Here is a 23,506-nt window from a genome sequence, read left to right on the forward strand (position 1 = left end):
CCATGCGGGCGTGGACATCTCGGCGCGCACGGACTACGCGGTCCGCGCCATGCTCATCCTCGCCGGGGCCCAGCGCGACGGTGCCGGGCCGGTGAGCGTCGAGGTGCTGGCGCGCCGCCAGGACCTGCCGCGCAAGTTCCTCGAGGCGATCGCCGGCGACCTGCGCACGGCCGGCCTCGTCACGAGCACGCGCGGCGCCCGGGGCGGCTACGTCCTGTCGCGCCCGGCGGAGCAGATCGGGCTCGGCGACGTCTTCCGCGCCGTCGACGGCCCGCTCGCCGAGGTGCGGGGGCTGCGGCCGCACGAGACCCGCTACGAGGGGGTCGCCGAGCACCTGCCGACCGTGTGGGTGGCGGTGCGCTCGAGCCTGCGCGAGGTGCTCGACGGCACCTCGCTCGCCGACGTCCTCAGCGGCGAGCTCCCCGCGCGGGTCGCCGAGATGGCCGCCGCGCCGGACGCCTGGCGCAACCGCTGAGGGTCGGCGATTCGTCGGCGGACGTACCGCTCTGGCAGAATCGACCGCTGTACCCGTCCGGGCCCGCCTCTCGTGTGGCACCGGACCGGACGCCTACACACCGAGTGCCGGCACCCCGCGCGAACCGTACGGTCTCGCCGCGCTCACAACAGCACAGGAGCACCACCGTGGCCGTCAAGATCCGCCTCAAGCGCATGGGCAAGATCCGCGCTCCGTTCTACCGCGTCGTCGTCATGGACTCCCGCACCAAGCGGGACGGCCGGGCGATCGAGGAGATCGGCAAGTACCACCCCACCGAGGAGCCCTCGGTCATCCAGATCGACAGCGAGCGCGCGCAGTACTGGCTCGGCAACGGCGCGCAGCCGACCGAGGCCGTCGCCGCCCTCCTGAAGATCACCGGCGACTGGCAGAAGTTCAAGGGCGAGCCCGGCACCGAGGGCACCCTGCGCGTCGCCGAGCCGAAGCCGTCGAAGAAGTCGCTCTACGAGGCCGCCCTGGCCGCCGCGGGCAAGACCTCCGACGACGGGTCCGCCGCGACCACCCCGCGCAAGCGCGCCGCCAAGAAGGCCGAGCCCGAGGCTCCGGCCGCGGAGGCCCCCGCCGCCGAGGCTCCGGCCGCCGAGGCGCCCGCCGCCGACGAGACCCCCGTCGCCGCCGACACCGACTCCGGTGCGGCCGCCGCCGAGGCCGTCGACGCCGACGCCGACGCCGCCGACAAGGCCTGACCGTGCTCGAGGAGGCTCTCGAGCACCTCGTCACCGGCATCGTCGACCACAAGGACGAGGTGCAGGTCCGTCGCAAGGAGCTGCGCCGCGGCGAGATCCTCGAGGTGCGCGTGCACCCCGACGACCTCGGCCGCGTCATCGGCCGCTCGGGCCGCACGGCCAGCGCGCTGCGCACCGTCATGGGTGCCCTCGCCGGTGGCCGGCAGGTCCGCATCGACATCGTCGACACCGACCGGGTCCGCTGACCCGCTCCCCCCACGGCGGGGTGCGCCCGGAGGAGACTCCCGGGGCACCCCGCCGTCGTCGTCCCACCCCGTCCCCGAGGAGCACCCGTGAGCGAGCGGACCGTCGTCGCCCGCATCGGCAGGCCGCACGGCCTGCACGGCGAGGTCACCGTCCAGCTGCACACCGACGAGCCGGAGCGCCGGCTCGAGGTCGGCGCCGTCCTCGAGACCGAGGCCGCGCCGGGCACCGGCGTCCCGCGCACCCTCACCGTGCGCTCGACCCGCGTGCACCGCGGCATCTGGCTCGTCGGCTTCGAGGGGGTCCCCGACCGCACCGGCGCCGAGGGCCTGCGCGGCACCCGGCTCGTCCTCGACGTCGACGCGCCGGTCGTCGCGGACGACGACGAGGACACCTTCGCCGAGGGTGACCTCGTCGGCCTCGCCGTCCACGACCCCTCCGGCGTTCGGGTCGGGGAGGTCGTGCGGCTCGTGCTCGGCTCGTCCCAGGACCGGCTCGCCGTGCGCCTCGACGACGGCCGGGAGGGCGAGGTGCCGTTCGTCGCCGCGCTCGTGCCCGAGGTCGACGTCGCCGGCGGCCGCGTGGTCGTCGACGCCCCGGACGGTCTCTTCGACCTCGAGGCCTGAGCCCCGTGCGCCTCGACGTCGTCTCGATCTTCCCCGAGTACCTCGCGCCGCTCGACCTCTCCCTCATCGGGAAGGCCCGCCGCGACGACCTGCTCGACCTGCACGTGCACGACCTGCGTGACGTCACCACCGACCGCCACCGCACGGTCGACGACAGCCCGTTCGGCGGCGGCGCCGGGATGGTCATGAAGCCCGAGCCGTGGGCGGCCGCGCTCGACCGCGTCGTGGCAGAGGGCGGCACCGCCGAGGTCCCGGTCCCGCACCTCCTCGTCCCCGGGCCGGGCGGCGTCCCGTTCACCCAGGCGATGGCCCACGAGCTGGCCGCCGAGCCGTGGCTGGCCTTCGCCTGCGGGCGCTACGAGGGCCTCGACGAGCGGGTCTACGAGCACGCCGCCGAGCGGATGCGGGTCACCGTGGTGTCGCTCGGCGACTACGTGCTCAACGGCGGCGAGGTCGCCGTGCTCGCGATGGTCGAGGCCGTGGGGCGGCTGCTGCCCGGCGTCGTCGGCAACGCGGAGTCGCTCGTCGAGGAGTCGCACGAGGGCGGCCTGCTCGAGTACCCGGTGTACACCCGTCCCGCCTCGTGGGACGACGGCGGCACGGTGCGCGACGTCCCGCCGGTGCTCCTGTCCGGTGACCACGCGGCCATCGCCGCCTGGCGGCACGAGCAGCGCGTCGCCCGCACCGTTGCCCGCCGGCCCGACCTCGCGGCGGCCGCGGCGACGGTCTCCGGGCTCGACGACCTCGACGTCCGGGTGGCCGTCCCCGCCGACGCCCCCGAGCTGCTCGTCCTCCAGCGCGCGTGCTGGATGCAGGAGGGCCGCATCTCCGGGTCGTGGCACATCCCCCCACTCGAGGAGTCGCTCGAGGACGTCGTGCACGGCCTCGGCGAGTGGACCACGTGGGTGGCCCGGGTCCCGTCCTCCGACGGCCGGGGCCGGCTCGTCGGGTCGGTGCGGGGCCGCGTGCGGCCGGGCGACCCGACCGTCTGGGAGACCGGCCGGCTGATGGTCGCCGCCGACCTCCAGGGCCGGGGGCTCGGACGGGCCCTGCTCGCGCTCGCCGAAGCCGGTGCGCCGCAGACGGTCTCGACGTACTGGATCAACACCGGGCGGGTGAGCGAGGGAAACATCCGCCGCTACAAGCGGGCGGGCTACCGGCAGGTGCCGGGGGAGGGCGCCTTCCCCGGCACCGTCGACCTCACGAAGCGCCGCCGGTCCTGAGCGCTACGGCCGGAGCGAGGCCCGCAGGTCCTCGGGCAGGAGCAGGGCCCGGCCGATGAGCCGCTCGGCGACCACCGCCGTCGTCGTCTGCGCGGCCATGATGCCGACGAGGACGAGCACCTGGGCCGCGGCCGCCTGGGCCGGCGTGCCGCCCCCGAGCAGGACGCCGATGAACGCCCCGGGCAGGGTGACGACCCCGGCGGTGCGCACCTGGTCGAGCCCGGGCACGAGCGCCTCGGGCACCCGCCGGTGGATGACCTCGGACACCGCCTGGGCGCGGGTCAGCCCGAGCGAGAGCGCGGCCTCGTACTGGCCGTGCTCCTCGCGCAGCGCGGCGAAGGCCCGCCGGCAGGTGAGCGTGTGCCCGTTCATGGTGTTCCCCGCGATGATGCCGACGACGGGGACGAGCGCGAGGCCGGTCGGCGGCACGGTGCGGGTCGCGAGCACCACGACGACGACGGGCAGGAGGCCGGCGAGCATCGCGACCGTGGCCCACGGCCAGGAGGCGGTGGCCTCGACGCGGCGCACGGTGGTCACGACGGCGATCGTGAACATCACGACGAGCAGCAGCACCGAGAGGGCCAGCGAGCGCACGACGGTGGTGATGACGAGCGCGGCCACCCCGAGCTGGCCGATCGCGCGGGCCATCGCGAGCACGGGGGAGGCCGGGGCCGGGAGGCGGCCGAGCACGTACATCCCCACGGTGACGGCCAGCAGCAGCACGACCGCCAGGGCGACGGGCAGGCCGGGGTCGATCGTCACGGCCGCAGCCTAGGGCCGCCCACCGACTGCCGGGGGAGCGGGGCCCCGTCGCCGATTTCGCCGGTCCCCGTCCCCTCTGGCAGACTGGGCCGTTGCGTCCCGCCGACGAACGGCCCCCGCCACAGGGGGAGTGCCCCGGACCCCGGTCCGACCACGGCATGAGGCCCGGCAGGACGCCACGATCGACACCCGAGCAGCACCGAGAACCGCGGATGACCTGTGGCAGCCCGCGAGAAATGGAACCACCATGCAGCGTTTCGACGAGCTCGACAGCGCGTCGCTCAAGAGCGACATCCCCGCCTTCCGCGCCGGTGACACCGTCAACGTCCACGTGAAGGTCGTCGAGGGCACCCGCTCGCGCATCCAGGTCTTCAAGGGCGTCGTCATCCGTCGCCACGGCGGCGGCGTCGGCGAGACCTTCACCGTCCGCAAGGTCTCCTTCGGGGTCGGCGTCGAGCGGACCTTCCCGCTCCACACCCCGATCGTCGACCACATCGAGGTCGTCACCCGCGGTGACGTCCGCCGCGCCAAGCTCTACTACCTGCGCGACCTGCGCGGCAAGGCCGCCAAGATCCGCGAGAAGCGCGACACCCCGGCCAACGCCTGAGAGCCCTCTCGGGCACCCGGGCGCCCCACCCAGGACGGGGGACTACCCTCGACGGAGTGAGTGCCCGACCCGCCACCGACCCGGTGCCCGCCCCCGCGGCCACCGGGTCGCGGCGTCCCGGGGTCCTCGTCGTGCTCGTCGTGGGGGTCCTCGCGGCGGCGCTCGTGCGGGGGCTGCTCCTCGAGTCCTACCACGTCCCGTCGGCCGCGAACGCGCCGACCTTCGAGCCAGGAGACCGTGTGCTCGTCCTCAAGACCGACCGTCGGGCCGAGGCCGGTGACGTCGCCCTCGTCGACGACGGCGGCGCGCTGCACCTGAGCCCCGCCACCGAGGTGGGTACCGGCGCGGACGTCGTCGGCACGGTGGTCTGGCGCTTCTGGCCCCTCGACCGCCTGGGCGCCGTGCGCTCCTCGACCGCCCCGGTCGCCCCGTGAGCGCCCCGAGCGCACGCGCGACGACGAGGGCGCGGACGAGTCGCCGGCGGGCCGCCCCGAGCGCGGGCGGTCGGCGGCCGGCCTGGCCCTCGGCGCCGTCAAGGAGATCGCCCTCGTCCTCGTGATGGCGATGGTGCTGTCGTTCGTCGTCAAGACCTGGCTGCTGCAGGCCTTCTTCATCCCCTCCGGGTCGATGGAGGACACCCTGCTGGTCGGCGACCGCGTCGTCGTCTCGAAGCTGACGCCGGGTCCGTTCGACCTCGCGCGCGGCGACGTCGTCGTCTTCGAGGACCCGGGTGGCTGGCTGGGTGACGTCGCCCCCGTCGAGCGCAGCGGGGTCTCGGGAGCCATCCACGACGGCCTCGTCTTCGTCGGGCTGCTACCGAGCGAGTCCGAGGACCACCTCATCAAGCGGGTCATCGGGCTCCCGGGCGACCACGTCGTCTGCTGCGACGCCCAGCGCCGCCTCACCGTCAACGGCGCCCCCCTCGAGGAGCCGTACCTCAAGCCGGGCGACCAGCCGAGCTCGATCAACTTCGACATCAAGGTCCCGGCGGGCCACGTCTGGGTCATGGGCGACCACCGCTCGGACAGCGAGGACTCCCGCTTCCACGACGACGCCGACGACGGCAGCGACGGCTCGGTGCCGATCTCCCGGATCACCGGGCGCGCCGTGGCGGTCGTCTGGCCGTTCTCCCGCTTCGGCTGGCTCTCCGACCACCCCGACACCTTCTCGGGCGTCCCCGCCCGCCCACCGGCGAAGTGAGCCCGGCGCCGCGCTCGAAGCGCCCGACCCTGCGGGTCGAGCGCGCCCTGCAGCGTGACGGGCACCGGGTCCTCGCCGGGATGGACGAGGTCGGGCGCGGCGCGCTCGCCGGACCCGTGACGGTCGGGGTCGTCCTCATCGACGAGTCCTGCCGCAGTGCGCCGCAGGGCGTCCGCGACTCCAAGCTGCTCCAGCCGCACGCGCGCGAGGCGATGGTGCCGCGCATCGAGCGCTGGGCCCTCTGCCACGCGGTGGGGCACGCCAGCGCCGCCGAGATCGACGAGGTCGGCATCATCGCGGCACTGCGGCTGGCCGGCACGCGGGCGCTCGCGGCGTGCGGGGTCCGTCCCGACCTCGTCATCCTCGACGGCAACCACGACTGGCTCACCGCGCCCGAGGACGTCGGGCTGCTCGCCTTCGCCCACGAGTCCGCCGTCGTGACGCCGCCGGTCACGACGATGGTCAAGGCCGACCTGAAGTGCTCGTCGGTGGCTGCGGCGTCGGTGCTGGCCAAGGTCACCCGCGACCGGCTGATGGTCGAGCTCGGGGGGCTGGAGGAGCACGCGGTCTACGACTGGGTCGGCAACAAGGGGTACGCCGCGCCGGAGCACATGGACGCGCTGCGGGTGCACGGGCCGACCGTGTGGCACCGGCGCTCGTGGCGGCTGCCCGGCACGATGGACGATGATGGGCCGGTGCCCGACACCCTCGAGACGACCGTGACCGAGACGACCGTGACGACAGTGACCGACCTGACGAGCGTGGGGAGCGATGAGCTCCGAGGACCTCGAGAAGTACGAGAGCGAGGCCGAGCTCGCGCTCTACCGCGAGTACCGCGACGTCGTCGGGCTGTTCAGCCACGTCGTCGAGACCGAGCGGCGCTTCTACCTGTGCAACTCGGTCGACGTGAAGGTCCGCTCCGACGGCGGCGAGGTCTTCTTCGACGTGACGATGCACGACGCCTGGGTCTGGGACATCTACCGGCCGGCGCGCTTCGCCAAGACCGTGCGGGTCGTGACGTTCAAGGACGTCAACGTCGAGGAGCTGGCCAAGAGCGAGCTCGAGCTGCCGAAGGGCGAGTTCTGAGCCGCTGACGGCCGTCGTCCACAGGGCGGGGTCCGGGCGCCCGTCGTCCACAGATGCGCCGGCGGGGGTACCGGGCGGGTGGGCGCCGCGGGTTGGCTCGGGGCATGGACACGACGACGGGCGCCCGGCCCCCGACCGCCGGGCCGGGCTCGGACGCTACGGCGAGGACCTCGCGGCGCGCTACCTGCGCGAGCAGGGGATGGAGGTGCTCGAGCGCAACTGGCGCTGCGAGCACGGTGAGATCGACATCGTCGCGCTCGACGCGGGCTGCCTCGTCGTGTGCGAGGTCAAGACCCGTCGCGGCACCGGGTTCGGCGAGCCCGTCGAGGCGGTCACCGTCGCCAAGGCGCTGCGGCTGCGCCGGCTGGCCGCCGCCTGGCTGCGCGAGCACGGAGGCCACGCGGGGCCGGTCCGCATCGACGTGGTCGGGGTCCTCTGCCGGGCCGGCCACCCCCCGGAGCTGCGGCACGTCGTCGGGGTGGGGTCGTGACGCTCGGGCTGGGGAGCACCCGCTCCGTGGCGCTCACCGGGCTCGAGGGCACGCTGGTCGAGGTCGAGGCGCACATCGGGCAGGGGCTGCCGTGCTTCACGGTCGGTGGGCTCCCCGACGCCGCCTGCGCCCAGGCACCCGACCGGGTCCGCTCGGCGGCGGCGAGCTGCGGGGTGCCGGTGCCGCCGCACCGGGTCACCGTCAACCTCTCGCCGGCCTCGATCCCCAAGCGCGGCTCCGGGTTCGACCTCGCCATCGCCGTGGCCGTGCTGGCCGCCGCCGGGGTGGTCCCGCGCGAGGTGGTGGCCGACGTCGTCCACCTCGCGGAGCTGGCCCTCGACGGCCGGCTGCGCGGGGTGCGCGGGGTGCTGCCCGCGGTCCTCGAGGCCGCGCGCCGCGGCGTGCAGCACGTCGTCGTCGCCCCCGAGAACGTCGCCGAGGCCCAGCTCGTCGGCGGCCTCACCGTGCACGTCGCCGCGTCGCTCGGCGAGGTCGTCCGGTGGTACCGGGAGGCGGCCGAGGGGGCCCCGCTGCCGGTGGCCCCGCCGCGTGCCGACCCGGTCGCGTCCCCGGGCAGCGGCGGCGACCTCGCCGACGTCGTCGGGCAGCCGGAGGCCCGGGCCGCCCTCGAGCTCGCGGCCACCGGGGCGCACCACCTCCTGATGACCGGGCCGCCGGGGGTCGGCAAGACGATGCTCGCCGAGCGGCTCGTCACGGTCCTGCCGCCGCTCAGCCGCGAGGAGGCCCTCGAGGTGCACGCCGTCCGCTCGCTCGTCGCGCCGGTCGGTGAGGTGTCGGCGCTCGACCGCACGCCGCCGTTCGTCGCGCCGCACCACAGCACGTCGCTCGCGGCGCTGGCCGGGGGCGGGTCGGGCACCGTGCTGCCGGGGTCGGTGTCGCAGGCGCACCACGGGGTGCTGTTCCTCGACGAGGCACCCGAGTTCCGGACCTCGGTCCTCCAGGTGCTGCGCCAGCCCGTCGAGTCCGGCGAGGTCGTCATCGCCCGCTCGCGGCAGGTCGTGCGCTACCCGGCGCGCTTCCTGCTCGTGCTCGCGGCCAACCCGTGCCCGTGCGGCATGTCGTTCGGCAAGGGGGTCGACTGCACCTGCGAGCCCAAGGCGGTGCGCGGCTACCTCGGCAAGCTGTCCGGCCCGCTCCTCGACCGTGTCGACCTGCGCGTCCACGTGCCGCCCGTGCGCCGGGCGGCCTTCGCCGAGGAGGCCGGCGAGAGCAGTGCGGCCGTCGCCGCCCGGGTGCTCGCCGCCCGCGGGGCGCAGGCCGAGCGCTGGTCGGACGGTGGGTGGTCGGTCAACGGGCTCGTGCCGGGGCACGTCCTGCGCCGGCCGCCGTTCCGCCTCCCGGCCGCGACGACCCTCGCCCTCGACCACGCGCTCGATGCGGGGCGCATCACGCTGCGCGGCTACGACCGGGTGCTGCGGGTCGCGTGGTCCGCCGCCGACCTGGCCGGGCGCACGTCCCCCGCGCGCGACGACGTCGCGACGGGGCTGGCGCTGCGCCGGTCCGAGGGGGTGGTCGCGGCGTGAGCACCCACGTGCACCCGCTGGAGCGCGACGACCGCTGGGCCCGAGTCGCCCTGTCCTTCCTCGTCGAGCCGGGCAACCTCGGCATCGTCCAGTCGCTCGCGACCGTCGGGGGAGCACAGTCACTGGCGGCGGTGCGCGAACGGCGGGCCGGGTCGCCCGAGCTCTACGTGCGCCTGCGCGACCTCGACCTCGAGGCCCTCGTCCGGGGTGTCCGGGACGCGGGGGCCCGGGTGCTCGTGCCCGGCGACCCCGAGTGGCCCGACGTCCTCGACCGGCACCGCAAGACGCCGTACTGCCTCTACGTGCGGGGCGACCCCGACCTGGCGCGCCTTTCCGAGCGGGCGGTGGCGGTCGTCGGGTCCCGGGCGGCGACCAGCTACGGCCTGCGGGTGGCCGCCGAGCTCGGCGAGGGTCTCGCCTCCCGCGGCTGGACGGTGGTCAGCGGGGCCGCCTTCGGCATCGACGCGGCGGCGCACCGGGGCGCGCTCTCGGCGGAGGGCTCGACCGTGGCCGTCCTGGCCTGCGGCGTCGACGTGCCGTACCCGAGGGCCCACGAGCGGCTCATCGACGCCGTCGCCGAGACCGGGTCGGTGGTCAGCGAGGTGCCGCCGGGTGCGGAGCCGATGCGCGGGCGGTTCCTGGCCCGCAACCGCATCATCGCCCTGCTCGGGCGGGCCACGGTCGTCGTCGAGGCCGGGCTGCGGTCGGGGTCGCTCTCGACCGCCCGGGAGGCCCGCGACCACCACCTGCCCGTGGGGGCGGTCCCCGGGCCGGTCACGAGTGCGACGTCGGCCGGCTGCCACGAGCTGGTCCGCGAGACCGGGGCGGTGATCGTCACCGACGCCGCGGACGCCGCCGAGCTCGCCGCCCGCATCGGCGACGAGCTCGGGCCGCGGCGGGTCGCCCTGCCCCTGGCCACCGACGCGCTCGACCCCGTCGAGTACGCGGTGTGGGCCGCGGCACCGGTCCGTCGGCGGGCCAGCGCCGAGCGTCTGGCGGCCGTCTCCGGCAGTGACCCGGCACGGGTCCCGGCGGCCCTCGCGGTCCTCGAGGCGATGGGCCTGCTCGAGGCCGAGGACGGTCGGTGGCGCAAGACACCGGCGTCGCTCGCCGGCCGGGCCGGGGACCGAGGGTGACCTGCGGGGACGCAACCTGACCGGTCGTCGCCGGGGAGTGCCGGGAAACCGTCCGGCGGGGGATTGGACGAACGGCTGAACCTCCGGCGGTTCCCGTTGCGCAGGGGTCTCCTCGGTGCGACGGTGTCGTGGTGACCGTCGTCCGCCATGAGGTGCTGTCCGCCTTCGAACGCCACCTGCGTTCCGAGCGTGGCCGCTCCGAGAACACCGTGCGTGCCTACACGCGCGACGTGCGGGCCTTCCTCGACGAGATCGGGGTCCACGACGACGCGCTGCGGAGCGTCACCCTCGCCGACCTGCGCGGCTGGCTGGGCTCCGTCGCCCGGGGTGGAGCGGCCCGGTCCACCGTGGCGCGCACGTCGGCGTCGCTGCGCACCTTCTTCCGCTGGTGCCAGCGCACCGGCCGGGTCGAGCACGACCCGTCGCTGCGCCTGGCCGCCCCGAAGCGCCAGCGCACCCTGCCCCGGTGCTGGCCCAGCGCTCGGCCGCCTCGCTGCTCGACGTCGCGGCGGTGGCCGCGGACGACGACGACCCCGTGCACCTGCGCGACCGGGCGGCCCTCGAGCTGCTCTACGGCACCGGGATCCGTGTCGGTGAGCTCGCGGGCCTCGACGTCGACGACGTCGACCTCGACCAGCGCGTCCTGCGCGTCGTCGGCAAGGGTGACAAGGAGCGGCGCGTCCCGTTCGGCGTGCCCGCCCGTGAGGCCGTGCTCGAGTGGCTGTCCCGCGGCCGCCCGGCGCTCGCGACCTCCGGCAGCGGCCCGGCCCTCCTGCTCGGCCGGCGCGGTCGGCGGGTGGACCCGAGGCAGGTCCGCGAAGCCGTGCACCGCCTCCTCGAGCACGTCCCCGACGCCCCCGACCTGGGCCCGCACGGCCTGCGCCACAGCGCGGCCACGCACCTGCTCGAAGGGGGCGCCGACCTGCGGATGGTGCAGGAGCTGCTCGGGCACGCCTCGCTCGCGACCACCCAGATCTACACGCACGTGTCCGTCGACCGGCTCAAGCGGTCCTTCGCCCAGGCGCACCCGCGTGCCTGAGGCCGGCGGCGACGGCCGTCCGGGCTCCTCGGCCGAGCCCGCGGCGGAGGCCCCCTACTCCGAGTGGATCTCCGAGGTCCGCCGGCTCTACGTCGAGCCCAAGGGTCCGACCGAGCTGCACCTCGACGCCGAGGACGAGCCCGAGATCGCGGCGCCCGCCCGCCCGCGGGGTCGTGGGCGGCTGCTCGGCCGCGGACGGCGGCAGCAGGACGGCGCCGGGTCGTCCGCGCCGCCTCCCGCCGCGGTGCCGGGCCGTCCGAGCCTGGCCGACCTCATCGCCGCCCAGCCGAGTGCTCCCGTCGACCGCGAGACCGCTCCGCCCCCCGTCGCCGTGGTGGAGCCGGAGCCTGTGGCAGTGGTCGAGCCCGAGCCCGAACCTGAGCCTGTCGCCGTCGCGGAGGCGGAGCCCGTGGCGGTGGTCGAGCCCGAGCCCGAGCCTGTCGCCGTCGCGGAGCCGGAGCCCGAGCCCGAGCCTGTGGCAGTGGTCGAGCCCCAGCCGGTCGCCGTCGTGGAGTCTGAGCCCGAGCCTGTCGCCGTCGTGGAGCCGGAGCCGGAGCCGGAGCCTGTGGCAGTGGTCGAGCCCGAGCCGGTCGCGGTCGTGGAGCCCGAGCCTGTGGCAGTGGTCGAGCCGGAGCCCGAGCCCGTCCGTGGCACCAGTCGTGACCGCGCCCACCATGCCGACCTGACGGCGGACGATCCCTCGTGGCTGGTCGGTGACACCGTCGAGCCGGTGGCCGTCGACGACGTCGCGTTCGAGGCCTGGCCCGCCGAGCCGACCCCGGCCCGGGTGAGTACCGACGAGGACCCCGAGTTCGAGGTGTGGCCCGTCGTCGCGGCGCACGAGCCTGCCGGCGAGGAACCGCTCGCGGAGGACGGCCACACCGAGGCGGTGCGCCGTCGCTCCTGGTGGGACGAGGGCGACCCTGCGGACGACTCCGACCAGGTCGACGGCACCGGGTCCGTTGTGCCGCAGCCTCTCTCCCTGCCGCCCGAGGTCCGACCCGCGTCCTTCGCGCCGACCGCCGGGGCGGACGAGAACGACGACTCCGACGCTGCGGCCGAGCCGGCCCGCCGGTCCGACCGACACCGCTCGACCGGCAGGTCCGCCGGGCGGTCGGCCCGTGGGCCGGTGACGACCCCCGAGCCGACGACCTCGTGGGGCCTCGACGAGGAGCCGTCCTTCGAGGCGGCCCTGCTCGCCGCCCAGGCGGATGAGGGTCAGCGACCCGGCACGCCCGAACCGCCGTTGACCCGGGCCGAGAGCCGCGCCGCCGCCCGACGTGCCGAGAAGGCCCGCACCTCACGACGCCGTCGTGCCCTGGTCGCCGCCATCGTCCTGCTCGTCGTCGTCGCCGCGACGTGGTGGATCCTGCGCCCGCACCAGACGGCCTCGGCCGACACCCCGACGGCCCAGCACGCCGCGGCCGTGCTGCTCGTGGCACAGCACCCCGGCCTGCAGCGCAGCTGACTCACGGGCCGCCACCCAGCGGGAGCAGCCGCACCCGACCGCCACCGGTGAGCAGGGGCAGCGGGTCGAGGTAGACCGGCGGACGTCGTGCGCCGAGGTGAAGGCACCGACCCGCGCCGCAGTGGGGGAGGGCGACCGCCTCGAGCGTCCCCAGCGCGTCACCGACCGCCACCCACGACCCGACGGTGACCGACACGGCGACGGGTTCGTACGTGCTGGACAGTCCGTCGGCGTGGGTGACGGTCACGGTGCCCCGGCCGGCGACGACCCCCGCGTGCGTCACCGTGCCCGCCTCGACGGCCCGGACCACGTCACCCGGAGCCGCCGCCAGGTCGAGGCCGCGGTGCCCCGGACCCCACGGCGACGCCGATGCATCGAAGGGGCGGACCACCACCGGTCTCGGTGCGAGCGGCCAGCGCCACCGCGGGACGACGGCGCCCACCCCACCGGACGGCGCGGGTGACGGGACCGCCGGCGCGAGGACGCCCACCGCATCCGGAGGCGCCCGGAGCGTCGCGAGAACGCCTGCGGCAGAAGGAACCTCGGAGAACGGCGTCGACCCGACGGCCAGCGCCGCCACGGTGAGCGCGACGGTGAGGAGGCGGGCATCGGTCATGCGACGACCTTCGCCCGGCGGGGCCGACCACCGCGACCCCCGGCCGTCGGGCTGTGGACGACGGCCCCCGGCGCGTCGCCTGTGGACGACGGCCAGCCCGTCAGCCGGTGCGCAGTGCCGCCAGCCGCCGGCAGGCCTCGTCGAGCACCTCGTCCTCCTTGCAGAACGCGAACCGCACGAGGGTGCGCGCGGCGTCGGCGTCGTCGTGGAACACCGACACGGGCACCCCGACGACGCCGGCCCGCTCCGGCAGCTCGTGGCAGAAGGTCACCGCGTCACTCGCGCCGAGCGGCGCCGCGTCGGCGATGACGAAGTACGTGCCCTGCGGCACCGACACCTCCATCCCCGCGGCCCGCAGCCCGGAGACCAGCCGGTCACGCTTGGCCTGCAGCGACGACGCGAGGCCCGCGTACACCTCGTCGCCCAACCCGAGCCCGACGGCGACGGCGTGCTGGAACGGCCCCGACCCCACGTACGTGAGGAACTGCTTGACCGCCCGCACCGCCGCCACGGCCTCCGCCGGCCCCGAGACCCAGCCGACCTTCCAGCCCGTCGTCGAGAACGTCTTGCCCGCCGACGAGATGGTCAGGGTCCGCTCGCGCATCCCGGGCAGCGTGGCCAGCGGCACGTGCTCGGCGCCGTCGAAGGTCAGGTGCTCGTAGACCTCGTCGGTGACCACCCACGCGTCGTGCTCGACGGCCAGCGACGCGACGAGCTCGAGCTCCTCGCGCGTGAAGACCTTGCCGGTCGGGTTGTGCGGGCTGTTGAGCAGGACGACCCGCGTGCGCGCCGAGAACGCCGCCCGCAGCGACTCCTCGTCGACCGCGAAGTCGGGGAAGCGCAGCACCGACGTCCGCCGCACCCCACCGGCGAGGGCGATGGTCGCCGCGTACGAGTCGTAGTACGGCTCGAAGGTGACGACCTCGTCGCCCGGCCGGACCAGCGCGAGCACGGTCGCCGCGATGGCCTCGGTGGCGCCGACGGTCACGAGCACCTCACGGGCCGGGTCGGTCGCCAGCCCGTAGAACCGCGACTGGTGCTCGGCGACGGCCGAGAGCAGCGCCGGCACACCCGGCCCGGGCGGGTACTGGTTCAGCCCCGACCCGATGGCCGCCACCGCGGCGTCGAGCACCTCCTGCGGCCCGTCGGTGTCGGGGAAGCCCTGGCCGAGGTTGATCGCGCCGTGCTCGGCCGCGAGGGCCGACATCGTCGCGAAGATCGTCGTGCCGAACGGTGCGAGCGCCGGATGGCCGGGTGTCGAGGGCATGCCCGCAGGCTAGGCGGCCGCCGCGTCGGCGTGCGCGATGTGCTCGAGCTGGCGCCACACGAGCAGGAGCGTGACGCCCGAGCCGACGAACGCGAACCAGAACGGCGCCGCCGCACCGAACCGCTCGGCGATGACCCCGCCGAGCAGCTGGCCGACGAGCAGTCCGCCGACCAGCCCGACCCAGTAGACCGACCCGACCCGCCCCTGCAGCTCCAGCGGGGTCGCCCGCTGGCGGACCGCCGAGGACAGCGAGCCCCAGACGAACGCGTACCCCCGAACAGCACCATGATCCCGAGCGCCACGGCCCACACGGTGGTCACGGCCAGCGCGAGGTGGGTCAGCACCTCCAGCAGCAGGCAGGCCTTCATGAGCCGGGCCAGCGCCACGTGCCGCTCGAGCCATCCGTAGGACAGCACCGACACGATGCCGCCGACCGCCGAGGCCGTCGCGAGCAGCCCGAAGCCGATCGCGTCGACCCCGAGCCGCTCCTGCGCCCAGTAGACGAGGACGCCCCACGGTGCGCCCCACGTGATGTTGAAGACGAGGATGACGACGGTCAGCGTGCGCACGGGTGCGTTGTGCGCGATCCAGCGCAGGCCGTCGACGATGTCGCGCCCGACGTGCTGGTCCGGGTGCTCGCGCTCGACCGCGGGCAGGCGCACCCGCGCGAAGAGCCCGATGGCCAGGAGCAGGCTGAGCACCTGCACCCCGAAGGGCACGGCCGACCCCAGTGCGAACAGCGCCGCCCCGACCGCCGGCCCGATGAGCTGGTTGCCGACGAGGAACCCCGACATCTGCCGGGCGTTGGCCAGCCCGAGGTCCTCGCTGCGCACGAGCATCGGGAGGACGGCGCGCCATCCGGTGTCGGCGAACACCTCGGCCGTGCCGACGAGCAGCAGCAGCCCGAGCAGGAGGCCGATCGACAGCGTCCCCGTGAGGAGGGCTCCGACGAGGAGCAGGAGCACGACCACCCGCGCGGCGTTCGCGGCCATGACGACCCGGCGCCGGTCGACCCGGTCGGCCACCGCCCCCGCGTAGAGCCCGATGACCAGCCCGGGCAGCCGCTGGACCACGGCCGCGGCGGCGATGAGGACGGGGGAGCGGGTCTGGGTCGCGACGAGCAGCGGGCCGGCGGCCAGCGCGATGCCGTCGCCGATCTGGCCGACCCACGAGGACGCGAGGTTCCACCGGAAGGCGGTGCCCATCCGTGGCGGCACGACGATGTCGACCAGGCGCCCCACCGGCCCGCTCGCCGCCCGCCCCTCGTCCGTGCCCACGAGGACGGGACGCTACCCGCGGACGGCCCCGGCCGGCACGTCCGGTGCCGGGCGATGGCCCCTCCGACCGATTTCGCCCCCGGGCCCAGCGCCCCGTACGATGTCGGGTGGCCCTCGTGTGCTCGCACGCGGAGGCCGACATCTCGCGCGTTCACCCTCCCTGCGACGACGTACTCGTCCGAGCAGGGGCGCACCACGGCAGTGGCGGCCGAGACCTCATGTGGGGTCACGACCGTCCGGGGTGCGTCCGGACGCCAGGCAGGTGGGTCCACCCCTCGGGGCCCGGGCACCACCGACGAAACTGACAACCACAGATATAGGAGAACGACGATGGCCGTCGTCACCATGCGCCAGCTCCTCGAGAGCGGCGTCCACTTCGGGCACCAGACCCGACGCTGGAACCCGAAGATGAAGCGCTTCATCATGACCGAGCGCAACGGGATCTACATCATCGACCTGCAGCAGTCGGTGACGTACATCAACAACGCGTTCGAGTTCGTCAAGGAGACCGTCGCCCACGGCGGCACCATCCTCTTCGTCGGCACCAAGCGCCAGGCCCAGGAGCCCATCGCCGAGCAGGCGACGCGCGTCGGGATGCCGTACGTCAACCACCGCTGGCTCGGTGGCATGCTCACCAACTTCCAGACGATCTCCAAGCGCCTCACGCGCCTCAAGGAGCTCGAGGAGATCAACTTCGACGACGTGGCCGGGTCCGGCCGCACGAAGAAGGAGCTCCTCATGATGAAGCGTGAGAAGGACAAGCTCGAGAAGACCCTCGGCGGTATCCGCTCGATGGCCAAGGTCCCCTCCGCGGTGTGGATCGTCGACACCAAGAAGGAGCACCTCGCCGTCGACGAGGCCCGCAAGCTCGGCCTGCCCGTCATCGCGATCCTCGACACCAACTGCGACCCCGACGAGGTCGACTACAAGATCCCCGGCAACGACGACGCCATCCGCTCGGTCACGCTGCTGACCCGGGTCATCGCCGACGCCGTCGCCGAGGGCCTCATCAGCCGCTCCGGTGGCCAGGCCGCCGCGGGCGACACCGCCGCCGAGGAGCCGCTGGCCGACTGGGAGCGCGAGCTGCTCTCCGGTGACGCCGACCAGGCCGCCGAGGCCGCCGCCCCCGAGGCCGGCGAGACCGCTGCCGCCACCGCGCCGGAGGCCGCCGAGGCCGCCCCGGCCGAGGCTGCCGCCGAGACCGCCGAGACCACGGCCGCCCCCGAGGCCACCGAGGTCGAGGTCACCGAGGCGCCCGCCGCCGAGGAGCAGGTCGAGGCCGAGGCCGCTCCGGCCGAGCAGGCCTGAGCCACAGCGCAACCCGCCCACCGCTAGTAGGAAAGAGCGAAGACAACACATGGCGAACTACACCGCCGCTGACATCAAGACGCTCCGCGAGAAGACCGCGGCCGGGATGATGGACGTCAAGAAGGCCCTCGACGAGGCCGACGGCGACCTGGCCAAGGCCGAGGAGATCCTGCGGGTCAAGGGCCAGAAGGGCGTCACGAAGCGCGAGGGGCGCACGGCCTCCAACGGCCTCGTCGCCGCCCGCGCGGGCGCCGGCGAGGGCACCCTCGTCGAGGTCCTCTGCGAGACCGACTTCGTCGCCAAGGGCGAGCGCTTCGGCGCCCTGGCCGACCAGGTCCTCGACCAGGCCGTGGCCACGAAGGCTGCCGACGCCGAGGCCCTGCTGGGCTCGACCCTGTCCGACGGCAAGTCGGTCAAGGAGCTCCTCGACGAGGCCAACGCGACCATCGGCGAGAAGATCGAGGTCAAGCGGGTCGCCCGCCTCGAGGGCGAGCACGTCGTCTCCTACCTCCACAAGACGAGCCCCGACCTGCCCGCGCAGATCGGTGTCCTCGTCTCGACGACCGGTGGCGACGACACGACGGCCCGCGACGTCGCGATGCACGTCGCGGCGTTCAGCCCGAGCGTCCTCTCCCGTGACGAGATCGACGCCGAGACGGTCGAGAACGAGCGTCGTGTCGCCGAGGCCACGGCCAAGGAGGAGGGCAAGCCCGAGGCCGCCCTCCCGAAGATCGTCGAGGGTCGGGTCAACGGCTTCTTCAAGGACCAGGTGCTCCTCGAGCAGCCGTTCGCCAAGGAGCCGAAGAAGACGGTCGCCAAGGTGCTCGACGAGGCCGGCGCCACCGCCACCGGCTTCGCGCGCTTCCGCGTCGGCAGCTGACACCCGCGCTGCCTGCAGCGCCACCACGAACGCCGCCCCCGGGATCTCCCGGGGGCGGCGTTCGTCGTGGGGGCGAGGGGCCAGCCGGCGGTCACCCGACGGCCGGTCGACCGTTCACGAGGTCCACCAGATGTGGGCGCCTGCGGCCACGACGCAGCGCGAGGTCCCGACGCACCGGACGAAGGACTGCCCGGTGAGGTCGTCGCCCACGGCCATCGACGTCTGGGCCCACTGCGTGCCGTCCCAGACGAACAAGCCGCCCGACGTGGTCCCGAAGCACCGGATCGCCGACTGGCACCCGACCGCTGCGATGAACCCCTGGACGGTCACGGGAGGTCGCCACCCCGCGCCGGTCCACGTCGACGTGACGCCGTTGCTGGAGACCATGCAGAAGGAGGCGCTCGTGCAGTCCATGCTCACGTCGCCGAGCACCGCGAGCGGCGCGGTGCCCCGGGCGGACCAGCGGGTGCCGTTCCACGTCACGGTCCGGCCGCCGTCACCGACCGCCAGGCAGAACGACGCGCTGGTGCAGTCGACCGCGATGTCCCCGCCGAGGTCGCGACCGAGGAAACGAGGCTCGCCCACGAGGACCCCGTCCACCGGCGGACCTGGTCGGAGTAGAGCAGGAAGCACGACGTAGACGACGAGCAGACCACGCGACCGAACGCGCCGTAGACCCGGTCGAGCACCCGGGGACCCCAGGTCCCGGACCGGCGCACCCGCCAGTCCCCCTCGGCCGTGTCCGTCGCCATGCAGGTGCTCCCGGCGCAGTCGACGAGGGAGGCCCCCTCCGTCAACGATGACCGGCCCCACGTCGAGCCCCCGGTCCACGTGAGGACGTTGCCGAACATGTCGCTGGCCAGGCAGCTCGTGCTGGTCGTGCAGTCCAGGGCGAGGAACCCTCCCGTGGAGTTCGCCAGCGTCGTGCGGCTCGTCCACGACGAGCCGGTCCACCGGGTGAACCGACCGCGCGAGTCCACGACCATGCAGGACGTCCACGCCGCGCAGTCGAGGGCGCGTTGCGTGTTCATCCCCGCGCCGAGGTCGTACGTGCGCCACTGCCGGCCGTCCCAGCGCATGGCATCGGCGTCGTGCCCGCCGAGGGCACCGACGGACGTGCACGAGGTGCTCGAGCTGCAGGACAGGTCCATGAGCGAGAACAGGTTCCGGCCGATGACGTCCTCCGCCGGCTTGCGCGCCGACCAGGACGTGCCCGAGCCCGTGCGGAACCCGTCGCTGCCGAGGAACATGCAGAACGTCGAGGTGGCGCAGGACAGCTCGCCCTGGAAGTCGGTCGCGAGGCGCGTCGTCGTCACCGAGCTCCCGGACGCCCGGTGCACGTAGAAGGCACCACCGCTCTGGGTGAGGAAGTGGCAGGTCGAGGTCGGGCAGGACAGCTCGGAGGCGCCGGACCGGTTGGGCACCGCGACGGAGGAGGTGACGGCGCCGTTCTGCCAGCGCAGCAGCTCGGGGTCCGACACGCGCCCCATGCCCTCGGTCGTCAGGCCGCAGGAGGTCGCCGACCAGCAGGAGACGTCGGTGACGGGGTAGGGCACGTCGCTGAGGATCCACGCGCCGGACCGCCACGTGGCGAGGCGCGTGCTGCTGATGGCCGCGACGCACGTCGAGGTCGTCGCGCAGGAGACCGCACGGAACTGCGTGCTGCCGGACGGGTCCTGCGCGAGGGACCCGGAGGCCTTCCAGGCGCCGCCGGACCAGACCCACGACTGCCCGTACCGGCCGACGGCCATGCACCACGTCGTCGTGGGCAGGAGACGTCCTCCGGGACACCGCGGTACGGACTGGCCGTGGTCGACGTCCAGCGCAGAGGCGTGGTGTCGGCGACGACCTGCGCGGCCTCTGACGCGTCCCCGGTCGCATCCATCGCGAACACGGCGTAGGTGTAGGACACCCCCGGTGCCGCGGTGCGGTCGGTCGCGGCGAGCGCGACGCCCGAGGCCACGAGAGCGCCCTGGTAGGGCGAACGCAGCCCGTTCGGGGGCGATGCGAAGCGGCGGACCTGGTAGCTGCGGGCTCCGGGTGCGGCCGGCCAGCCGAGGGCCACTCCGGAGGGGCCGGGGGTCGCCGAGAGGCCGGCGGGGGCGACCGGTGTGCTCCCCTCGAGGACCTGCCCGTCCAGCCATCCGACGTGGTCGACGACCAGGTGCACGGAGGAGGCGGAGGAGACGGTGAGGCGGACGGTGCCGTCCGGCGATCCGGGAAAGGCGACGAGGGCGGCTCGGGCCACGCCGACGGGCACGTTGAGCTGCGAGACGTTCGGGGTCCCCGTGTTCTCGGCCGTGACGACGACGTGCCCGGCGCGCGTCGCTCCGACGGCGGTCACGTTGAGGAGCGAGCCCCCGCCGACCACGAGGGTCCGGGTGTCCCCGGCGGCCACGATCCCGCCGCCCGTGCGGGTGTCGAGGAGCCGGTGCGGCGCCTGGGTGCGGACGGCGCCGGGCAGGGTGGGCCGGCCCGCGACGGTGTGGGCGACGACGTCGACGACGAGGTGCGCCGAGGCCTTCGACGAGAGGCGCAGGTCGACGGTCCCGGTGGGGGAGACGGCGGTCGTGACCGCGTTGGCGATCGTGCGGCCGGGCACGAAGTTCACCGACGACGTGGTGACCTTACCGGCGCCGGGGTCGACCGGTGTGACGGCCAGCCAGCCGCCCGCCGTCGGCGTTACGACGGTGACGTTGAGGGTGACGCTGCCGACGTCCGCCGGCAGGCCGGCCCGTCCGGTCACCTGCAGCCGCGCCAGCCCCCGGCCCGCACCGCACCGCGGGGCGCCCCGAGGCCGGTGCGGGTGTCGAGCAGGCGGGCGGGTGCCGAGGCCACCGTCATCCCGGGGTCGACGACCGCGCCCGCGGTGGTCCACCCCGAGACGTCGGCGACCAGCCGGACGGTGCCCGACCCGGTGTAGCGCAGGCTCACCGTGCCGTCGGCGCCGAGCGGCACGGTCGTGAGGTTCGTGACGACGTCACCGGCCCACACGTTGAGCGTCGAGGCCGTGGGCAGCGGTGTGCCGGTGGGGAAGACGGTGACGTGGCCGTTGCCGGTCGCGTCCGCGACCGTGACGTGGAGGGTGACGGCGCCCACGCCGGTGGCCGGGACGTCACCACGCCCGGCGACCTGGACGACCGTGGTCGAGCCACCGCGGCGCGGTCCCGCCGGGGCCCCCTGGCCGCTGCGCGTGTCGAGGACCCGGCTCGGACGGCCCACGTGGAGGGCGCCGGGGACCGAGCCGTCGGGGGACACTGCCGGTGAGGCCGTGGTGGTGGTCGGTGCGACCGGCGCCGCGGCGGTGGACGCCGCCGCCCCGGTCAGCAGGGCCAGGGAGGCCAGGGCCGCCATCGTCGTCCGCACCGACCGCCGACCGCGCATCTCGTCCCCACCCCGGGCTCGTCGCATCACCCGGCCAGCCCGGGGCGAGCGCATCGTATCCAGCGGCAGGCCGCCGGGTACAGGGTTTCGGGTGGGGAGGGTCAGTCTTCGCGCTCGGCGAGGTGGGCCCGGGCGGCCGGCGGCTCGTAGGGCTCGGGCCACCAGTCCTCGACCGACTCGATGCGGCCCGCGTCGTCCATCTCGAACAGGCAGAGGCCGGTCATCGACTCGTCGCCGACCGTGAAGGTGCTGCGGCTCATCGCGCCGCGGTCGTCGGTGAGGACCCGGTCGACGGTGACGTGCCAGTCGCCGGGGAACTCGCGGTTGAAGCGGAGGTAGGCCTCGAGGCCGCGGACGACCTCGCGGGTCTGCGGCACCCTGTAGACGACGTCGGGGGAGAGGGTGGCCGCGAAGGCCTCCCAGTCGCGGGCCTCGGCGGCGGCCCAGTAGCGGCGGACGGTCTCGACGTGCTCGCTCGTGCTCATGCCCGGACGCTACGACGGCGGACCGACAGCCCGCCCGCAGCCGCCCGTGTCACCATGGGACCGGGAGGCCACCATGGACGCACGCGAGCAGACCGACCGGCACGACCTCGAACGGCGGGTGCACGTCGACCTGCCCCGCGTCGCCCCCGACGACCTGGTGACCACACAGGCGGTCGAGCCGGCGCGGGACCCGCAGGGCGGCCGTGACACCGAGACCGAGTTCATGCTCCGCAACGGCGGCTTCTGGCCCTGACCGGCCCCGGTCGTCCCGGCTACGGTGCCGGGATGGGTGTGCGCAACGTCCTCGTCGAAGGCGTCTCCGGGAGCGGCAAGACCTCGGTCTGCCACGAGCTGCGGCGGCTCGCGCAATGCCGCGGCCTTCCTCGACCTGTTCGACGCGGTCTTCGTGCTCGAGGTCGATACCATCACGCTCGAGCGGCGCCTCGACGAGCGGCCGGCCGACGAGTTCGGCGCCGACCCCGACGAGCGGGCGCTCGTGCTGCGCCTGCACCGGACCGGCCAGGACCGGCCGGCCCGTGGCATCGGCCTCGACGCCACCCGGCCCCTGGCACTCGTCGTCGACGAGCTCGTGCGTCGTGCCGGGCGCCCCGGGGACCCACCCGGTGTCAGGTGACGCGGCCCAGGGCGAGGGCGGCGAACATCAGCGCGGCGACGGTCTCGCCGTCGTGGATGCGGCCGTCGGAGACCATCGCGAGCACCTCCGGCCACGGCACCGCCCGGACGTCGCTGATGCCCTCGACCTCCTGCTCGGCACCGGCGGCGGGGGAGAGGCCGGTCGCGAGGTAGACGACCTCGGGCGCGACGCACACGCCGTTGAGCGCATCCATCCGCCCGATCTCACGCCAGTGGGCGGCCTGCAGACCGGTCTCCTCGGCGAGCTCGCGCCGGGCGCCGTCGAGGGTGTCGGGGCCGTCGGACCCGCCGGCCGGCACCTCGACGGACGGCCCCGTGGTGTGGCGCTCGACGGTGACGAGCACGACCTCGTCGTCGTCGGTGAGGGCGACGACGAAGACCGCGGGCTGGCGCAGGCGCACGACGCCGTAGACGCCTGGGGTGCCGTCCGGCCGGACGACGTCGTCCTCGACGACCTCGATCCAGGCGTTGGCGTAGACGGTGCGCGACGCGCTGACGGGCCACACGGCGGGTCTCAGGCGTCCCGGACGCCGCGACCGGTGACGGGCGGGCGGTCGCTCCACGGGAAGGTGATCCAGCGGTCGGTGTCGCGCCAGACGTGGTCGGGACGGACCACCGAGCGCGGCTTGGCGTAGATCGTCGCGGTGCGCACCCGGCCGACCTTGCCCGCGCAGAACTCCTGCACCGAGCGCAGGGTGAGGCCGGTGTCGGCGACGTCGTCGGCGACGAGCACGGTCGCGTCGTGGAGGTCGACGAAGTCGGGCGCGGGCGGCAGGATGCGCGGCACCTCGAGGCGCTCGTCGACGCCGGTGTAGAACTCGACGTTCATCGTGTACGTGTTCTTCACGCCGAGCGCGTACCCGAGGGCGCCACCGATGAGCAGGCCGCCGCGGGCGATCGACAGGATCATGTCGGGCACCCCCTCGGCCGCCACCTCCTCGGCGAGCGACCACACGGCCTCGTCGAACAGCTCCCAGGTCAGCACCTCGCGCTCGTCGGCCACGCCCCGAT

General features: G+C 74.8%; 28 protein-coding genes and 2 pseudogenes. 19 read left to right on the forward strand and 11 right to left on the reverse strand.

What is annotated here, in order from left to right:
* The first annotated feature begins 10 nt into the window (after nucleotides 1-10).
* The 5 genes from G7075_RS03565 (at nucleotide 11) to trmD (ending at nucleotide 3,292) form a co-directional block, all read left to right on the forward strand.
* A complete protein-coding gene (locus tag G7075_RS03565; protein ID WP_166118925.1) occupies nucleotides 11-475 on the forward strand; it encodes an Rrf2 family transcriptional regulator in 465 nt (154 codons plus the stop codon).
* 167 nt (nucleotides 476-642) lie between these two features.
* On the forward strand, nucleotides 643-1,200 hold the full coding sequence (gene rpsP / locus G7075_RS03570; RefSeq protein WP_166118927.1) for a 30S ribosomal protein S16: 558 nt from the start codon (nucleotides 643-645) through the stop codon (nucleotides 1,198-1,200).
* A 2-nt stretch (nucleotides 1,201-1,202) separates the two neighbouring features.
* On the forward strand, nucleotides 1,203-1,445 hold the full coding sequence (locus tag G7075_RS03575; protein WP_166118929.1) for an RNA-binding protein: 243 nt from the start codon (nucleotides 1,203-1,205) through the stop codon (nucleotides 1,443-1,445).
* A gap of 87 nt (nucleotides 1,446-1,532) precedes the next feature.
* Nucleotides 1,533-2,069 carry a ribosome maturation factor RimM gene (gene rimM / locus G7075_RS03580; protein WP_166118932.1) on the forward strand — a complete coding sequence of 179 codons (537 nt, stop codon included), beginning with the start codon at nucleotides 1,533-1,535 and terminating at the stop codon, nucleotides 2,067-2,069.
* Between the two features lie 5 nt (nucleotides 2,070-2,074).
* Nucleotides 2,075-3,292 carry a tRNA (guanosine(37)-N1)-methyltransferase TrmD gene (trmD, locus tag G7075_RS03585; protein ID WP_166118936.1) on the forward strand — a complete coding sequence of 406 codons (1,218 nt, stop codon included), beginning with the start codon at nucleotides 2,075-2,077 and terminating at the stop codon, nucleotides 3,290-3,292.
* A gap of 3 nt (nucleotides 3,293-3,295) precedes the next feature.
* Here the strand turns inward: trmD and G7075_RS03590 are convergent, their stop codons facing one another.
* Complete coding sequence (locus G7075_RS03590) at nucleotides 3,296-4,054, reverse strand: ABC transporter permease (protein WP_166118938.1); 759 nt, start codon at nucleotides 4,052-4,054, stop codon at nucleotides 3,296-3,298.
* A gap of 247 nt (nucleotides 4,055-4,301) precedes the next feature.
* On the opposite strand from G7075_RS03590, the gene rplS reads away from it, so the two are divergent.
* From rplS to G7075_RS22195, 10 genes and pseudogenes are all read left to right on the forward strand, one after another.
* Nucleotides 4,302-4,661, forward strand: a complete 360-nt coding sequence (rplS, locus tag G7075_RS03595) for a 50S ribosomal protein L19 (RefSeq protein WP_166118941.1) — start codon at nucleotides 4,302-4,304, stop codon at nucleotides 4,659-4,661.
* Between the two features lie 56 nt (nucleotides 4,662-4,717).
* On the forward strand, nucleotides 4,718-5,095 hold the full coding sequence (locus G7075_RS03600; protein WP_166118944.1) for a S24/S26 family peptidase: 378 nt from the start codon (nucleotides 4,718-4,720) through the stop codon (nucleotides 5,093-5,095).
* A 124-nt stretch (nucleotides 5,096-5,219) separates the two neighbouring features.
* A complete protein-coding gene (gene lepB / locus G7075_RS03605) occupies nucleotides 5,220-5,861 on the forward strand; it encodes a signal peptidase I (protein ID WP_166118946.1) in 642 nt (213 codons plus the stop codon).
* A pseudogene (locus tag G7075_RS03610) lies at nucleotides 5,858-6,547 on the forward strand (ribonuclease HII); the annotation flags it as partial. The gene lepB and the pseudogene G7075_RS03610, both read left to right, overlap by 4 nt.
* An 85-nt stretch (nucleotides 6,548-6,632) precedes the next feature.
* Nucleotides 6,633-6,947 (forward strand): DUF2469 domain-containing protein, encoded by a 315-nt coding sequence (locus tag G7075_RS03615; protein WP_030527975.1) that lies wholly within the window; start codon nucleotides 6,633-6,635, stop codon nucleotides 6,945-6,947.
* 4 nt (nucleotides 6,948-6,951) lie between these two features.
* Nucleotides 6,952-7,437, forward strand: a complete 486-nt coding sequence (locus G7075_RS20700; RefSeq protein ID WP_166124201.1) for a YraN family protein — start codon at nucleotides 6,952-6,954, stop codon at nucleotides 7,435-7,437.
* Nucleotides 7,434-8,981, forward strand: a complete 1,548-nt coding sequence (locus G7075_RS03625) for a YifB family Mg chelatase-like AAA ATPase (protein WP_166118949.1) — start codon at nucleotides 7,434-7,436, stop codon at nucleotides 8,979-8,981. The genes G7075_RS20700 and G7075_RS03625 overlap by 4 nt, the downstream gene beginning before the upstream one ends.
* Nucleotides 8,978-10,117, forward strand: coding sequence for a DNA-processing protein DprA (gene dprA / locus G7075_RS03630; RefSeq protein WP_166118951.1), 1,140 nt, complete (start codon nucleotides 8,978-8,980; stop codon nucleotides 10,115-10,117). Before G7075_RS03625 ends, dprA begins: the two co-directional genes overlap by 4 nt.
* A 131-nt stretch (nucleotides 10,118-10,248) precedes the next feature.
* Nucleotides 10,249-11,156: pseudogene (locus G7075_RS22190) on the forward strand (tyrosine recombinase XerC).
* A complete protein-coding gene (locus G7075_RS22195) occupies nucleotides 11,149-12,624 on the forward strand; it encodes a hypothetical protein (protein WP_205860762.1) in 1,476 nt (491 codons plus the stop codon). Before G7075_RS22190 ends, G7075_RS22195 begins: the two are co-directional and overlap by 8 nt.
* A 1-nt stretch (nucleotide 12,625) precedes the next feature.
* Here the strand turns inward: G7075_RS22195 and G7075_RS03650 are convergent, their stop codons facing one another.
* The 3 genes from G7075_RS03650 to G7075_RS03660 form a co-directional block, all read right to left on the reverse strand.
* On the reverse strand, nucleotides 12,626-13,240 hold the full coding sequence (locus tag G7075_RS03650; protein ID WP_166118954.1) for a murein hydrolase activator EnvC: 615 nt from the start codon (nucleotides 13,238-13,240) through the stop codon (nucleotides 12,626-12,628).
* Between the two features lie 100 nt (nucleotides 13,241-13,340).
* Nucleotides 13,341-14,447, reverse strand: a complete 1,107-nt coding sequence (locus tag G7075_RS03655; RefSeq protein WP_371814166.1) for a pyridoxal phosphate-dependent aminotransferase — start codon at nucleotides 14,445-14,447, stop codon at nucleotides 13,341-13,343.
* Entirely contained in the window at nucleotides 14,333-15,784 is a 1,452-nt protein-coding gene (locus G7075_RS03660) for an MFS transporter (protein ID WP_371814167.1), read from the reverse strand. The genes G7075_RS03655 and G7075_RS03660 overlap by 115 nt, the downstream gene beginning before the upstream one ends.
* A gap of 330 nt (nucleotides 15,785-16,114) precedes the next feature.
* On the opposite strand from G7075_RS03660, the gene rpsB reads away from it, so the two are divergent.
* A complete protein-coding gene (gene rpsB / locus G7075_RS03665; RefSeq protein ID WP_166118959.1) occupies nucleotides 16,115-17,092 on the forward strand; it encodes a 30S ribosomal protein S2 in 978 nt (325 codons plus the stop codon).
* Nucleotides 17,093-17,141: 49 nt separating this feature from the next.
* Nucleotides 17,142-17,972, forward strand: coding sequence for a translation elongation factor Ts (tsf, locus tag G7075_RS03670; protein ID WP_166118961.1), 831 nt, complete (start codon nucleotides 17,142-17,144; stop codon nucleotides 17,970-17,972).
* Nucleotides 17,973-18,086: 114 nt separating this feature from the next.
* On the opposite strand, the gene G7075_RS03675 is transcribed toward tsf, so the two are convergent.
* The 5 genes from G7075_RS03675 to G7075_RS03695 form a co-directional block, all read right to left on the reverse strand.
* On the reverse strand, nucleotides 18,087-18,455 hold the full coding sequence (locus tag G7075_RS03675; protein ID WP_166118964.1) for a hypothetical protein: 369 nt from the start codon (nucleotides 18,453-18,455) through the stop codon (nucleotides 18,087-18,089).
* Entirely contained in the window at nucleotides 18,452-19,528 is a 1,077-nt protein-coding gene (locus tag G7075_RS03680) for a hypothetical protein (protein WP_166118966.1), read from the reverse strand. The genes G7075_RS03675 and G7075_RS03680 overlap by 4 nt, the downstream gene beginning before the upstream one ends.
* On the reverse strand, nucleotides 19,474-20,718 hold the full coding sequence (locus tag G7075_RS03685; RefSeq protein WP_166118968.1) for a hypothetical protein: 1,245 nt from the start codon (nucleotides 20,716-20,718) through the stop codon (nucleotides 19,474-19,476). Before G7075_RS03685 ends, G7075_RS03680 begins: the two co-directional genes overlap by 55 nt.
* Nucleotides 20,715-21,356, reverse strand: a complete 642-nt coding sequence (locus tag G7075_RS03690; protein ID WP_166118971.1) for a hypothetical protein — start codon at nucleotides 21,354-21,356, stop codon at nucleotides 20,715-20,717. Before G7075_RS03690 ends, G7075_RS03685 begins: the two co-directional genes overlap by 4 nt.
* 101 nt (nucleotides 21,357-21,457) lie before the next feature.
* Nucleotides 21,458-21,841 carry a nuclear transport factor 2 family protein gene (locus G7075_RS03695; RefSeq protein ID WP_166118973.1) on the reverse strand — a complete coding sequence of 128 codons (384 nt, stop codon included), beginning with the start codon at nucleotides 21,839-21,841 and terminating at the stop codon, nucleotides 21,458-21,460.
* Between the two features lie 73 nt (nucleotides 21,842-21,914).
* On the opposite strand from G7075_RS03695, the gene G7075_RS03700 reads away from it, so the two are divergent.
* Complete coding sequence (locus G7075_RS03700; RefSeq protein WP_166118975.1) at nucleotides 21,915-22,094, forward strand: hypothetical protein; 180 nt, start codon at nucleotides 21,915-21,917, stop codon at nucleotides 22,092-22,094.
* Between the two features lie 36 nt (nucleotides 22,095-22,130).
* Complete coding sequence (locus G7075_RS03705) at nucleotides 22,131-22,475, forward strand: hypothetical protein (RefSeq protein ID WP_240917864.1); 345 nt, start codon at nucleotides 22,131-22,133, stop codon at nucleotides 22,473-22,475.
* Here G7075_RS03705 and G7075_RS03710 read toward each other — a convergent pair.
* Together G7075_RS03710 and G7075_RS03715 are read right to left on the reverse strand one after the other, a co-directional pair.
* Entirely contained in the window at nucleotides 22,468-23,001 is a 534-nt protein-coding gene (locus tag G7075_RS03710; RefSeq protein ID WP_166118978.1) for an NUDIX domain-containing protein, read from the reverse strand. The genes G7075_RS03705 and G7075_RS03710 overlap by 8 nt on opposite strands.
* A gap of 8 nt (nucleotides 23,002-23,009) precedes the next feature.
* Entirely contained in the window at nucleotides 23,010-23,498 is a 489-nt protein-coding gene (locus G7075_RS03715) for a phosphoribosyltransferase (protein ID WP_166118980.1), read from the reverse strand.
* Between the last annotated feature and the right edge of the window lie 8 nt (nucleotides 23,499-23,506).

The organism is Phycicoccus sp. HDW14, assembly GCF_011383005.1.
In the GTDB taxonomy this organism is placed as follows: domain Bacteria; phylum Actinomycetota; class Actinomycetes; order Actinomycetales; family Dermatophilaceae; genus Phycicoccus.

What these genes read in the sequence shown, in the direction of transcription:
- G7075_RS03690 (WP_166118971.1), bottom strand. Translation starts at nt 21,356, where the DNA reads ATGCGCGGTCGGCGGTCGGTGCGGACGACGATGGCGGCCCTGGCCTCC.
- G7075_RS03615 (WP_030527975.1), top strand. Translation starts at nt 6,633, where the DNA reads ATGAGCTCCGAGGACCTCGAGAAGTACGAGAGCGAGGCCGAGCTCGCG.
- G7075_RS03700 (WP_166118975.1), top strand. Translation starts at nt 21,915, where the DNA reads ATGGACGCACGCGAGCAGACCGACCGGCACGACCTCGAACGGCGGGTG.
- G7075_RS03695 (WP_166118973.1), bottom strand. Translation starts at nt 21,841, where the DNA reads ATGAGCACGAGCGAGCACGTCGAGACCGTCCGCCGCTACTGGGCCGCC.
- G7075_RS03650 (WP_166118954.1), bottom strand. Translation starts at nt 13,240, where the DNA reads ATGACCGATGCCCGCCTCCTCACCGTCGCGCTCACCGTGGCGGCGCTG.
- rpsB (WP_166118959.1), top strand. Translation starts at nt 16,115, where the DNA reads ATGGCCGTCGTCACCATGCGCCAGCTCCTCGAGAGCGGCGTCCACTTC.
- G7075_RS03655 (WP_371814166.1), bottom strand. Translation starts at nt 14,447, where the DNA reads ATGTCGGCCCTCGCGGCCGAGCACGGCGCGATCAACCTCGGCCAGGGC.
- lepB (WP_166118946.1), top strand. Translation starts at nt 5,220, where the DNA reads ATGGCGATGGTGCTGTCGTTCGTCGTCAAGACCTGGCTGCTGCAGGCC.
- tsf (WP_166118961.1), top strand. Translation starts at nt 17,142, where the DNA reads ATGGCGAACTACACCGCCGCTGACATCAAGACGCTCCGCGAGAAGACC.
- rplS (WP_166118941.1), top strand. Translation starts at nt 4,302, where the DNA reads ATGCAGCGTTTCGACGAGCTCGACAGCGCGTCGCTCAAGAGCGACATC.